This window comes from Streptococcus mitis (assembly GCF_023109515.1).
GTDB lineage: Bacteria > Bacillota > Bacilli > Lactobacillales > Streptococcaceae > Streptococcus > Streptococcus mitis_CS.
Genome location: NZ_JALDUM010000004.1, coordinates 98,601 through 110,947, shown reverse-complemented (window position 1 = coordinate 110,947; position 12,347 = coordinate 98,601). Strand labels below are relative to the sequence as shown.

The 12,347-nt window shown below is 41.4% G+C and carries 12 protein-coding genes; 11 read left to right on the top strand and 1 reads right to left on the bottom strand.

The genetic code is table 11. From position 1 onward, the window contains the following. Positions 1–55 precede the first annotated feature (55 nt). The 7 genes from purD (at position 56) to purB (ending at position 7,099) form a co-directional block, all read left to right on the top strand. Positions 56–1,321: a phosphoribosylamine--glycine ligase gene (purD, locus tag M1G05_RS08895; RefSeq protein ID WP_125455954.1), complete on the top strand. Its 1,266-nt coding sequence runs from the start codon at positions 56–58 to the stop codon at positions 1,319–1,321. A 200-nt stretch (positions 1,322–1,521) separates the two neighbouring features. After that, entirely contained in the window at positions 1,522–2,013 is a 492-nt protein-coding gene (gene purE, locus M1G05_RS08890; RefSeq protein WP_247953581.1) for a 5-(carboxyamino)imidazole ribonucleotide mutase, read from the top strand. Further along, positions 2,000–3,091, top strand: a complete 1,092-nt coding sequence (gene purK, locus M1G05_RS08885) for a 5-(carboxyamino)imidazole ribonucleotide synthase (RefSeq protein ID WP_247953580.1) — start codon at positions 2,000–2,002, stop codon at positions 3,089–3,091. Before purE ends, purK begins: the two co-directional genes overlap by 14 nt. Then, positions 3,092–4,042: a ketopantoate reductase family protein gene (locus tag M1G05_RS08880; RefSeq protein ID WP_247953579.1), complete on the top strand. Its 951-nt coding sequence runs from the start codon at positions 3,092–3,094 to the stop codon at positions 4,040–4,042. It abuts the gene before it with no gap. 8 nt (positions 4,043–4,050) lie between these two features. Beyond that, positions 4,051–4,281 carry a phosphoribosylaminoimidazole carboxylase gene (locus tag M1G05_RS08875; protein ID WP_247953578.1) on the top strand — a complete coding sequence of 77 codons (231 nt, stop codon included), beginning with the start codon at positions 4,051–4,053 and terminating at the stop codon, positions 4,279–4,281. Positions 4,282–4,344: 63 nt separating this feature from the next. Then, positions 4,345–5,778 carry a hypothetical protein gene (locus tag M1G05_RS08870; RefSeq protein ID WP_247953577.1) on the top strand — a complete coding sequence of 478 codons (1,434 nt, stop codon included), beginning with the start codon at positions 4,345–4,347 and terminating at the stop codon, positions 5,776–5,778. A 25-nt stretch (positions 5,779–5,803) separates the two neighbouring features. Further along, positions 5,804–7,099: an adenylosuccinate lyase gene (purB, locus tag M1G05_RS08865; protein WP_247953576.1), complete on the top strand. Its 1,296-nt coding sequence runs from the start codon at positions 5,804–5,806 to the stop codon at positions 7,097–7,099. Between the two features lie 210 nt (positions 7,100–7,309). On the opposite strand, the gene M1G05_RS08860 is transcribed toward purB, so the two are convergent. After that, complete coding sequence (locus tag M1G05_RS08860; protein ID WP_001007193.1) at positions 7,310–8,026, bottom strand: GntR family transcriptional regulator; 717 nt, start codon at positions 8,024–8,026, stop codon at positions 7,310–7,312. Positions 8,027–8,345: 319 nt separating this feature from the next. On the opposite strand from M1G05_RS08860, the gene M1G05_RS08855 reads away from it, so the two are divergent. The 4 genes from M1G05_RS08855 to M1G05_RS08840 are packed head-to-tail and all read left to right on the top strand — an operon-like array spanning position 8,346 to position 12,346. Next, positions 8,346–10,133: a glycoside hydrolase family 35 protein gene (locus M1G05_RS08855; RefSeq protein ID WP_247953575.1), complete on the top strand. Its 1,788-nt coding sequence runs from the start codon at positions 8,346–8,348 to the stop codon at positions 10,131–10,133. Continuing rightward, the gene (locus M1G05_RS08850; protein ID WP_000156970.1) at positions 10,130–10,606 is read left to right on the top strand and encodes a PTS sugar transporter subunit IIB; all 477 of its coding nucleotides are present in this window, start codon (positions 10,130–10,132) and stop codon (positions 10,604–10,606) included. The genes M1G05_RS08855 and M1G05_RS08850 overlap by 4 nt, the downstream gene beginning before the upstream one ends. Positions 10,607–10,632: 26 nt before the next feature. Further along, positions 10,633–11,538, top strand: a complete 906-nt coding sequence (locus M1G05_RS08845; protein WP_023944066.1) for a PTS mannose/fructose/sorbose/N-acetylgalactosamine transporter subunit IIC — start codon at positions 10,633–10,635, stop codon at positions 11,536–11,538. Further along, entirely contained in the window at positions 11,525–12,346 is an 822-nt protein-coding gene (locus M1G05_RS08840) for a PTS system mannose/fructose/sorbose family transporter subunit IID (RefSeq protein ID WP_033685252.1), read from the top strand. Before M1G05_RS08845 ends, M1G05_RS08840 begins: the two co-directional genes overlap by 14 nt. Position 12,347 lies beyond the last annotated feature (1 nt).

Genomic DNA, 12,347 nt, shown 5'->3' with positions numbered 1-12,347 from the left:
AAAACGAACGTTTATGTTATAATATTAGTAAATAATTCGCAAAAGAGGTTGTAAGATGAAGCTGTTAGTTGTCGGTTCGGGTGGTCGTGAGCATGCGATTGCTAAGAAGTTGCTTGAGTCAAAAGACGTTGAAAAAGTATTTGTAGCTCCTGGGAATGACGGTATGACTCTGGATGGTCTGGAATCGGTAAATATCTCTATTTCCGAACATTCTAAATTGATTGAGTTTGCAAAAACCAACGATATTGCTTGGACCTTTATAGGGCCAGATGACGCCCTTGCGGCTGGTCTCGTGGATGATTTCCATGCGGCTGGTCTCAAAGCCTTTGGTCCGACAAGATTGGCAGCTGAGCTGGAGTGGTCCAAGGATTTTGCCAAGGAAATCATGGTCAAATACGGCGTTCCGACAGCAGCCTATGGCACATTCTCAGATTTCGAGGAAGCCAAGGCCTATATCGAAAAGCAGGGTGCGCCTATCGTAGTCAAGGCGGATGGCTTGGCGCTTGGGAAGGGTGTCGTCGTTGCGGAGACGGTTGAGCAAGCAGTCGAAGCAGCTCATGAGATGCTATTGGACAATAAATTCGGTGATTCAGGTGCGCGTGTAGTTATTGAGGAATTCCTTGATGGGGAGGAATTTTCACTCTTTGCCTTTGTCAATTGTGATAAGTTCTACATCATGCCAACGGCTCAGGACCACAAACGTGCCTATGATGGTGACAAGGGGCCCAACACGGGAGGTATGGGGGCATATGCGCCAGTTCCACACTTACCACAGAGTGTGGTTGATACAGCGGTTGACACCATTGTCAAGCCAGTCCTTGATGGCATGATTAAAGAAGGGCGCCCTTATCTGGGTATCCTTTACGCAGGGCTTATCTTGACAGCTGATGGACCTAAGGTCATCGAGTTTAATGCTCGCTTCGGAGATCCTGAAACTCAGATTATTCTACCTCGTTTAACATCTGACTTTGCACAAAATATTACGGATATCCTCGATGGCAAGGAGCCAAACATCACCTGGACGGACAAAGGTGTGACTCTGGGTGTGGTTGTTGCATCCAACGGTTATCCGCTAGACTATGAAAAAGGTGTCAAGCTGCCAGCCAAGACAGAAGGAGACATCATCACCTACTATGCAGGTGCTAAGTTTGCGGAAAATAGCAGAGCACTGCTATCAAACGGTGGACGTGTTTATATGCTCGTTACCACAGCCGATACCGTCAAAGAAGCCCAAAACACCATCTACGGCGAACTCAACAAACAAAACACAGAAGGCCTCTTTTACCGAACAGATATTGGAAGTAAGGCTATAAAAGATTAACAGATACTAACTTTGTCATGGCGAGCAAGAGCGAGCCAAAGTAAGATAATGGTCGCCGTGGTGAAAAGACCAGAACAGATACTGTTCTGGTCGGGGAAACTTTGAGACCTTAGGCTCAAAGTTTAGGAATGAAACCGAAGGTTTGCTTCCGTCCCCACCACCTAAGACCATTATCAAAAAAGAAGAAAAAAGGAAAAATTATGACTAAACCAATTATTTCCATCATCATGGGCTCAAAATCTGACTGGGCAACCATGCAAAAAACCGCCGAAGTCCTAGACCGCTTCAGCGTTGCTTACGAAAAGAAGGTTGTATCTGCCCACCGCACACCAGACCTTATGTTCAAGCATGCCGAAGAGGCTCGTCGCCGTGGTATCCAGGTCATCATCGCAGGTGCTGGGGGCGCAGCTCACTTGCCAGGAATGGTAGCTGCCAAAACAACCCTTCCTGTCATCGGGGTACCTATCAAGTCGCGCGCTCTTAGTGGCGTGGACTCGCTCTACTCTATCGTACAGATGCCGGGTGGCGTGCCTGTTGCGACTATGGCTATCGGAGAAGCTGGAGCGACTAACGCTGCCCTCTTTGCCCTCCGTCTCCTGTCAGTAGAGGATCAGGCTATCGCGACAGCATTGGCAGATTTCGCAGAAGAGCAAGGAAAAATCGCAGAGGAGTCTACAAATGAGCTCATCTAAAACAATCGGAATTATCGGTGGTGGCCAGCTGGGTCAAATGATGGCTATTTCTGCTATCTACATGGGCCACAAGGTTATCGCGCTGGATCCTGCGGCTGATTGCCCGGCCTCTCGAGTGGCGGAAATCATCGTGGCTCCTTATAACGATGTGGATGCCCTTCGTCAGTTAGCTGAGCGTTGCGATGTCCTTACCTATGAGTTTGAAAATGTCGATGCTGACGGTCTGGATGCGGTTATCAAGGAAGGACAACTCCCTCAAGGAACAGACCTGCTCCGCATCTCTCAAAATCGCATTTTTGAAAAGGACTTCCTCTCAAACAAGGCACAAGTCACTGTGGCACCTTACAAGGTCGTGACCTCAAGCCAAGACTTGGCAGATATTGACCTGTCGAAAAACTATGTCCTCAAGACGGCGACTGGTGGCTACGATGGGCATGGACAAAAAGTCATTCGCTCAGAAGCAGACTTGGAAGAAGCCTATGCGCTAGCCGATTCAGCAAACTGTGTTTTGGAAGAATTTGTCAATTTTGACCTTGAGATTTCTGTCATCGTGTCAGGAAATGGCAAGGACGTGACGGTTTTTCCAGTTCAGGAAAATATTCATCGTAACAACATTCTTTCAAAAACTATTGTCCCTGCTCGCATTTCGGATAGTCTAGCAGCCAAAGCCAAAGTAATGGCAGTGCGAATTGCTGAACAACTGAACTTGTCTGGAACTCTCTGTGTGGAAATGTTTGCGACAGCTGATGACATCGTTGTCAATGAGATCGCCCCACGCCCACATAACTCAGGACACTACTCAATCGAAGCCTGTGACTTTTCGCAGTTTGACACCCACATTTTCGGTGTTCTGGGAGCACCATTGCCAGTCATTAAACTGCATGCGCCTGCTGTTATGCTTAATGTTCTCGGCCAACACGTCGAGGTCGCTGAAAAATATGTCACAGAAAATTCAAGCGCCCACCTTCATATGTATGGTAAAATAGAAGCGAAGCACAATCGTAAGATGGGACATGTGACTTTGTTTAGTGATGTGCCGGATAGTGTGGATGAGTTTGGAGAAGGGATTGATTTTTAGGTGAGAATAGCAATTTTAGGTCTTGGGGTTATCGGGACCATTTATGCCTATGCTTTTCAAAAAGCAGGTCATCAGGTAGAGCACGTGCTGAGAGAAAGTAAGAAAAGTACAGCACCAAACGTCTTGACAGTTGATTTACTAGATGGCCGTTATGTTTCCAAAGGTGAAAATAAACAGGATACCTATGCGGTTCATGTGGCGGAGGCTCATGCGGAATATGATTTTATTCTTATCAGTGTGCGTCATGGTTTTGTAAAAGAAGCCGTGGAAACCTTGCGAGAAAATCGGATTAAAGGAACTCTCGTTTTCTTCTGTAATTTCTGGAATACGCGAGAGGAAGTAGAGAAATGGGCAGGGGAGTATGACTATATTCTCGCATTTCCGACAGCTGGTGGTCATATGAATAAGGGCCATTTAGATGGCGTCTTGTTCGACCATTTAATGTTAGAAGGGGAGAAAAAAGCACACATCCTCAATTATGCTGATTTGACGGATTTGCTGATTTCAGCAGATTTGAGTTGGGAGATTCCCCATGATATGGTCGAGTGGATTTGGATTCACATGGCGATTAATGCGGGTGTCACCTCGACAGCTGCACGCTCGGGAAATCTAGAAAATCCAGAAAAATTGGCTTTGAACTTGATGAACAGTTCTTCGGAATTATCATTAGCCATCAAGGCCATTCGAGAGGCTTTGAAAGTCGTAGAAGCGCGTGGTGTGAATTTGAAGCTTTACAAAGCAGAACTCTTGCCTTATAAAATTCCCGCTTGGATTGCAGGGAAGGCCATGAAAGCTATGTTTGCGAAAAATGAGCTAACCCGAAAAATCATGACCTTGCATAATGATAAACAAGATATCTTTTACTGTTGTCAAAGTGTCTATCTGACAGGTCAGGAGTTGGGTGTTGAGATGCCTATTCTGGAAGCCAATATGAAGGGGATTTCGCTGTAGGAGGTTTTATGATTCAAATCATTGTTAATGCATTTGTAGAAGATAGTAAGGAAAATGCTGTTGTGGAAGTTGTTTTTGCAAGTGCTGATCACGACAAAGTTCAAGAAAAGTACCAAGAACTTATGGCTCAATTTCCTAACAACTATCTCGTAATCTACGACTTACCACTGGATACCAACTTGAATGAACTTGGACACTATCCGTCTGTGGCGATAGGGAAAGAGGAGTTTGGAGTGTAAGACAGGTTCTCGACGACTGTTGGTGTAGTTTTAATTTATAGAAAATCAAGGGAGATAAGTTAAATGATTTATCCAAAGCATATTTTATGTATAACGTGTGAAAAATGCTATGAGTTAGGTATTCAAATGGGAGTATATCCTGCTACTTTCCAATTTGAATGTAAAGACTGCAAAACACCGATTAGTGGTGAGGTAAAATTTGAACCTTTTGAACTAATTTTAAAAAACGCTACAGAGCTAAATGAAGAAGCTCCTAACTATCAAAAATATACAAAATTACCTATTTGGCGTTTAGATGTTTCCTCAGAATTTCCAACAAATAAACTATATTTAAAAGAGACTGTCATAGATGGAATATTGTCCTCACCATTCCTCAACCAAGCAATGCGTTTGGATAAATTTAAAAGTGACTCGGAGTATGGTGGTGTGACAGAGATTTCTAAAGCAATGAAGTTTGCAGACTTTGTTACGGAAGGAAAATTTAACAATATTCTTCGTTTGTTCAATTTGTTTTGGAATAAACAAGAAAAATATTTGTATCGTGATTTAAAGAAATTATTAGATGAAAATAAGCATTTAACCCTGTTTAGAGAAGTAAAGAATGTTAGTGATGCGACGATAGTCTTACACCAGATGTTTTTGACAACCTCAGGAATCAGTAATATTCTTGGAAATGGTACATTAGCAGAATACACTTCTTTAGCTAAAAAAATATATTCTTCTAAGGAACATAGAGATGAAATTATTAGGTATATAGATCATATCGAGAGCGATTTTGATACGGTTGAGCGTAAAGCTTTTGAAATACTTGAAACGTTTTCAAGTATTTACTCTCTCATGATTCCCGTAGTTACTTTGCTAAATTCTAATGGATATAATCGCTTAGATCAAGCTAGTAGTGGGGTGTCTGCAGCGAACTATAAAAAGTTAAATGATTTTTATGCTTCAAGTTATGAATGGATTCTCGATAATATCAACCTTGTTATTGCATTGAATAACATTTTTGAAAGAAATGGTTATGATAATTGTTGTAATGGACGAAGTTATCACAATAATCTAGAGAGCATATCAAGTAAATTTAATAAAGTTAATCAGTACAATCCAGGACAAGCTTATCTTGATGTTTCAGAGCCATTTAGTAAACCCGTAAATAATTTAAACAATAAAATCAGGAATGCAATCCAACACTTCAGCTCCCAAGTTGATTATGATAATCAAAAAATTATTTTTGAAGACCGCCATCAAGGAAGGGTTCGACAAGAAGAATATTCTATTGTAGATTTTATTAAAATATGTTTAGCCAACTTTTCTTTGATAATTTATATTTTGGAAATTATTTACACATTTCGAAAGTTGAAATTTATAAATGATGGCATTACACCAAGTATTTATTGGATAAAGAACGAAGAAATTTCTAAAGTAATGTCAGATGATGAAGTGAAGGATAATTTCCAAAGGAAATTAAAAAATAGAATAAATAAAAAAAGAAGAAAATAGTAAAGTTAATTTAAAGGAGAAAAACATGATCAACCGTTACTCTCGCCCTGAGATGGCGAACATTTGGAGTGAAGAAAATAAATACCGTGCTTGGCTTGAGGTGGAAATCTTGGCTGACGAGGCATGGGCTGAGTTGGGGGAAATCCCTAAGGAAGATGTGGCTTTGATTCGTGAAAAAGCGGACTTTGACATCGACCGTATTTTGGAGATTGAGCAGGAGACGCGTCACGATGTGGTTGCCTTCACACGTGCGGTTTCTGAAACGCTTGGTGAAGAGCGTAAGTGGGTCCACTATGGTTTGACTTCTACTGACGTGGTGGATACGGCCTATGGTTATCTTTACAAGCAGGCCAACGACATCATCCGTCGTGACCTTGAAAACTTCACCAACATCATCGCTGATAAGGCTAAGGAGCACAAGTTTACCATCATGATGGGTCGTACCCACGGGGTACACGCTGAGCCTACAACTTTTGGTCTTAAATTGGCGACTTGGTACAGCGAAATGAAGCGCAATATCGAGCGTTTTGAGCATGCGGCTGCTGGTGTGGAAGCTGGCAAGATTTCTGGTGCGGTTGGGAACTTTGCAAACATTCCACCATTTGTTGAAAAATACGTCTGCGACAAATTGGGTATCCGTGCTCAAGAAATCTCTACACAGGTGCTTCCTCGTGACCTTCACGCTGAGTACTTTGCGGTTCTTGCTAGCATCGCAACATCTATCGAGCGTATGGCTACTGAGATTCGTGGCCTACAAAAATCTGAGCAACGTGAAGTGGAAGAGTTCTTTGCTAAAGGTCAAAAAGGTTCATCAGCAATGCCTCACAAACGCAACCCTATCGGTTCTGAGAACATGACAGGTCTTGCGCGTGTTATTCGTGGGCACATGATTACAGCATATGAGAACGTTGCTCTCTGGCATGAGCGTGATATCTCTCACTCATCAGCTGAGCGCATCATCACACCAGATACAACCATTTTGATTGATTACATGCTTAATCGTTTTGGAAATATCGTTAAGAACTTGACAGTCTTCCCAGAAAATATGATCCGCAACATGAACTCTACATTTGGTTTGATCTTCAGCCAACGTGCTATGTTGACCTTGATTGAGAAAGGTATGACCCGTGAGCAAGCCTATGATTTGGTACAACCCAAAACAGCCTACTCTTGGGACAACCAAGTAGACTTTAAACCGCTTCTCGAAGCAGATCCAGAGGTAACTTCACGCCTCACACAAGAAGAAATTGACGAAATCTTTAACCCTCTTTATTACACTAAACGAGTGGACGATATCTTTGACCGTCTTGGTTTAGGATAATTAGAATAAAAATCGAATTTCTATTACTCTATTTATAGAAGTAGAAGAACTTCGATTTTTATTTTGTCTCAAATTACTTTTGAGAGAAATTACCTATATTTTAGTAAAATTTAAACAAATTTAGTCTATCTTAATTAACATATAGAAAATACATTTTTAATGTCATATAATAAGCATAGAAAAAGCCCAAGCAAGGCTTAGGCTTTCTTCTTAGTGATCACGGTCACATGAAATGAATTTGATTTTGTAGTAATCTGCGCGTTTATATGTTTCGCTGTATGCGAGAACTTGACCAGTAGACTCTAGTTTAGTAGTCTTGGTTTGTAAAACGGTTGGGAATTGTTCATCGACTCCGAGGATCGAAGCCGCATGTTCTGGAGTTGGAAATGCTATTTCATTGATTTCTTCAAAATGTTCATCATTCATGTGAATGTGGTAATCCAATTTGAAACGGTTATAGATAGAGCTATAATATTCAAGATTTGGATAATTTGCGTTGATGTATTGTTCTGGGATATAAGATGTATGGTAGATGTACACAACACCACCTGTTTCGCGTACGCGTTCAATCTTGTAGTAGAACTGATCTCCGCGTAGTCCAAGTTTTTCTAAGTAGCTTAGTTTGTTTCCACGCTCAATAGAAAGGACGGTAACTTTATCATCTTTAGTTTCAAAAACTTCTACATCTGAAAACTCTACGAGTTTGTGTTTGCGTGCGCGTGAAACGAATGTACCCTTTCCTTGTTGACGGACAATATAGCCATCCTTGGCAAGGTCGTTTAAGGCGCGGACAACTGTGATAGAACTTACATCATACATTGCAATCAATTCAGCTTCAGTGTAGAATTTATCGCCACTGGCAAATTGACCAGAAATGATTTTGTTCTTTAACTCATCTTTAATATATTGATACTTTGGAATTGCCATATTTTCACCTCGATTTTCCTTCTCCGTTAAAGATTTTACCATAAAACTGGAAAGAATAGTAGCCTTTTGAATAAAAAAATTAGAATAATAGGCTATAAGGTTAATTTACATAGGAATAAATAGAAAAACCTACATTTTTATACATGGTGCTAAAATGTTGTTATGACTATAGATTACAAGATTTTTATAAGTTTTTTGTGTAAAATTTAGTGAAAAATGAAAAAAATTGTGAAAACCTATTGACAAATGCAAGATATTGAGATATATTTACTATATCAACAAATGAAAGCGTAAACTTTAGTTGTCAGAAGGTAAGAATATGACACGATTTGAGATACGAGATGATTTTTATCTCGATGGAAAATCATTTAAGATTTTATCTGGCGCCATTCATTATTTTAGGGTTCCTCCAGAAGATTGGTATCATTCGCTCTATAACTTGAAGGCTCTTGGTTTTAATACAGTAGAGACTTATGTGGCCTGGAATTTACACGAGCCTCGTGAGGGTGAGTTTCACTTTGAAGGAGCTCTGGATTTGGAGCAATTTCTTCAGACAGCACAAGATTTGGGTCTCTACGCTATCGTTCGTCCGTCACCCTTCATCTGTGCAGAGTGGGAATTCGGTGGCTTACCAGCCTGGCTCTTAACAAAGAATATGAGGCTTCGTTCCTCAGATCCTGCTTATATTGAAGCTGTCGGTCGCTACTATGACCAGCTCTTGTCACGGTTGGTGCCACATTTGTTGGACAATGGTGGCAATATCCTTATGATGCAGGTTGAAAATGAATATGGTTCTTATGGCGAAGATAAGGCTTACCTAAGAGCAATTCGACAGTTGATGGAAGAACGTGGCGTAACCTGTCCCCTCTTTACATCAGATGGTCCATGGCGAGCTACTCTGAAAGCTGGAACTTTGATCGAAGATGATCTCTTTGTGACAGGAAACTTTGGTTCTAAAGCTCCGTACAACTTTTCACAGATGCAGGAATTCTTTGATGAACATGGCAAGAAATGGCCGCTCATGTGTATGGAGTTCTGGGACGGCTGGTTCAATCGTTGGAAAGAACCGATTATCACACGGGATCCAAAAGAGTTGGCAGATGCAGTTCGAGAAGTTTTGGAACAAGGCTCTATCAATCTTTATATGTTCCACGGTGGTACAAACTTTGGTTTCATGAATGGTTGCTCAGCTCGAGGGACTTTGGACCTGCCACAAGTTACATCTTATGATTACGATGCCCTCCTAGATGAGGAAGGAAATCCAACTGCCAAATATCTGGCAGTCAAGAAGATGATGGCAACACATTTTCCAGAGTATCCGCAGCTGGAACCACTCTACAAAGAGAGTATGGAGTTGGATGCTATTCCACTAGTTGAAAAAGTGTCCTTGTTTGAAACCTTGTATAGCTTGTCAAGTCCAGTAGAAAGCCTCTATCCTAAAAAGATGGAGGAGTTGGGACAAAGCTATGGCTATCTACTCTATCGAACAGAAACAAACTGGGATGCAGAAGAAGAAAGACTTCGTATCATTGACGGTCGAGATAGAGCTCAGCTTTATGTCGATGGTCAGTGGGTCGAAACCCAATATCAGACAGAAATTGGGGAAGATATTTTTTATCAAGGTAAAAAGAAAGCGCTATCTAGGCTAGATATCTTGGTAGAAAATATGGGGCGTGTCAACTATGGACATAAGTTCTTAGCAGATACGCAACGTAAGGGAATTCGGACAGGGGTTTGTAAGGATTTGCACTTCTTACTAAACTGGAAACACTATCCACTCCCACTAGATAATCCTGAGAAAATTGATTTTTCAAAAGGATGGACAGAAGGACAACCAGCCTTTTACGCTTATGACTTTACAGTCGAGGAGCCAAAAGATACTTACCTAGACTTATCTGAGTTTGGTAAGGGAGTTGCCTTTGTCAATGGGCAGAATCTAGGACGTTTTTGGAACGTCGGCCCAACCCTCTCTCTTTATATTCCTCATAGCTATCTCAAGGAAGGTGCCAATCGTATCATCATCTTTGAGACAGAGGGTGAATATAAAGAAGAGATTCATTTAACTCGAAAACCTACACTAAAACACATAAAGGGGGAAAACTTATGACAATTGTAGGATGCCGTATCGATGGACGTTTGATCCACGGACAAGTAGCCAATCTTTGGGCTGGAAAACTAAATGTTTCACGTATTATGGTTGTAGATGATGAAGTTGTCAACAACGACGTTGAAAAGAGTGGTTTGAAACTTGCGACACCACCAGGTGTAAAATTGAGTATTTTGCCAATTGAAAAAGCGGCAGCCAATATTCTTGCTGGAAAATACGATAGCCAACGTCTCTTTATCGTGGCTCGTAAACCAGACCGCTTCCTTGGTTTGGTCGAAGCAGGTGTACCACTTGAAACCCTTAATGTTGGGAATATGTCTCAAACACCAGAAACTCGTGCCATCACACGTTCTATCAACGTAGTGGACAAGGATGTGGAAGACTTCCACAAATTGGCAGAAAAAGGTGTTAAACTTACTGCTCAAATGGTTCCAAATGATCCAATTTCAGACTTTTTGAGCTTATTAAAATAGGAAAAAATTTTTAGGAGGTCATTGTTATGATACAATGGTGGCAAATTTTACTTCTCACTTTGTACTCAGCTTATCAAATCTGTGATGAGTTGACGATCGTTTCATCTGCAGGTTCCCCTGTATTTGCTGGTTTCATTACTGGTTTAATTATGGGAGATGTGACTACGGGTCTGCTTATCGGTGGTAACTTGCAGCTATTCGTTCTTGGGGTTGGTACCTTCGGTGGTGCTTCTCGTATCGACGCAACTTCTGGTGCGGTTCTTGCGACAGCCTTCTCTGTTTCACAAGGAATTGATACAGCACTTGCGATTACAACAATCGCTGTGCCAGTAGCAGCTCTCTTGACTTACTTCGACGTTCTTGGTCGTATGACTACTACCTTCTTTGCTCACCGTGTGGATGCGGCAATCGAACGCTTTGATTACAAAGGTATTGAACGTAACTACCTACTTGGTGCGATTCCTTGGGCTTTATCTCGTGCCCTTCCAGTCTTCTTCGCGCTTGCATTTGGTGGTGAATTTGTACAACACGTAGTAGACTTCGTTACAAAATACCAGTGGGTTGCAGATGGTTTGACACTTGCAGGACGTATGCTTCCAGGTCTTGGATTTGCAATCTTGCTTCGTTACCTTCCAGTTAAACGTAACCTTCACTACCTTGCAATGGGATTTGGTTTGACAGCTATGTTGACTGTTCTTTACTCATATGTAACAGGTCTTGGTGGCGCTGTTGCTGGTATCGTAGGTACTCTACCGAAAGATGTTGCTGAAAAAATTGGTTTCGTGAACAACTTCAAAGGTTTGTCTATGATTGGTATCTCTATCGTAGGTATCTTCCTTGCAGTGCTTCACTTCAAAAATAGCCAAAAAGTAGCTGTAGCAGAACCTTCTACACCATCAGAAAGTGGGGAAATCGAAGATGACGAATTCTAATTACAAACTTACAAAAGAAGATTTTAATCAAATCAACAAACGTAGCTTGTTTACTTTCCAATTGGGTTGGAACTACGAACGTATGCAAGCTTCTGGTTACCTTTACATGATTTTGCCTCAATTGCGTAAAATGTATGGGGATGGAACTCCTGAATTGAAGGAAATGATGAAAGTTCATACTCAATTCTTCAATACTTCACCATTCTTCCACACCATTATCGCTGGTTTTGACCTTGCCATGGAAGAAAAAGATGGTGTAGGTTCAAAAGATGCGGTTAACGGTATCAAGACAGGTTTGATGGGGCCATTTGCTCCTCTTGGAGATACAATCTTTGGTTCGCTTGTACCTGCTATCATGGGGTCAGTCGCAGCAACTATGGCTATCGCTGGCCAACCTTGGGGTATCTTCCTTTGGATCGCAGTTGCAGTTGCTTATGACATCTTCCGTTGGAAACAGTTGGAATTTGCCTACAAAGAAGGGGTTAACCTTATCAACAACATGCAAAGTACATTGACAGCTTTGATTGACGCTGCATCTGTACTGGGTGTCTTCATGATGGGTGCTCTTGTAGCAACAATGATCAACTTTGAAATTTCTTACAAGTTGCCAATCGGTGAAAAGATGATTGATTTCCAAGACATCTTGAACCAAATCTTCCCACGTTTGCTTCCAGCAATCTTTACTGCCTTTATCTTCTGGTTGCTTGGTAAGAAAGGTATGACTTCTACTAAAGCTATCGGTATCATTATCGCTCTTGCAGTAGGTCTTTCTGCCTTTGGTAAATTTGTACTTGGAATGGGCGCATAAT

Excerpts from the sequence above, each read along its gene's own strand:
- M1G05_RS08850 (WP_000156970.1), top strand. The coding sequence starts at position 10,130 with ATGACAATTGTAGGATGCCGTATCGATGGACGTTTGATCCACGGACAA.
- purB (WP_247953576.1), top strand. The coding sequence starts at position 5,804 with ATGATCAACCGTTACTCTCGCCCTGAGATGGCGAACATTTGGAGTGAA.
- M1G05_RS08860 (WP_001007193.1), bottom strand. The coding sequence starts at position 8,026 with ATGGCAATTCCAAAGTATCAATATATTAAAGATGAGTTAAAGAACAAA.
- M1G05_RS08840 (WP_033685252.1), top strand. The coding sequence starts at position 11,525 with ATGACGAATTCTAATTACAAACTTACAAAAGAAGATTTTAATCAAATC.
- purE (WP_247953581.1), top strand. The coding sequence starts at position 1,522 with ATGACTAAACCAATTATTTCCATCATCATGGGCTCAAAATCTGACTGG.
- purD (WP_125455954.1), top strand. The coding sequence starts at position 56 with ATGAAGCTGTTAGTTGTCGGTTCGGGTGGTCGTGAGCATGCGATTGCT.
- M1G05_RS08870 (WP_247953577.1), top strand. The coding sequence starts at position 4,345 with ATGATTTATCCAAAGCATATTTTATGTATAACGTGTGAAAAATGCTAT.
- M1G05_RS08855 (WP_247953575.1), top strand. The coding sequence starts at position 8,346 with ATGACACGATTTGAGATACGAGATGATTTTTATCTCGATGGAAAATCA.
- M1G05_RS08845 (WP_023944066.1), top strand. The coding sequence starts at position 10,633 with ATGATACAATGGTGGCAAATTTTACTTCTCACTTTGTACTCAGCTTAT.
- M1G05_RS08875 (WP_247953578.1), top strand. The coding sequence starts at position 4,051 with ATGATTCAAATCATTGTTAATGCATTTGTAGAAGATAGTAAGGAAAAT.
- purK (WP_247953580.1), top strand. The coding sequence starts at position 2,000 with ATGAGCTCATCTAAAACAATCGGAATTATCGGTGGTGGCCAGCTGGGT.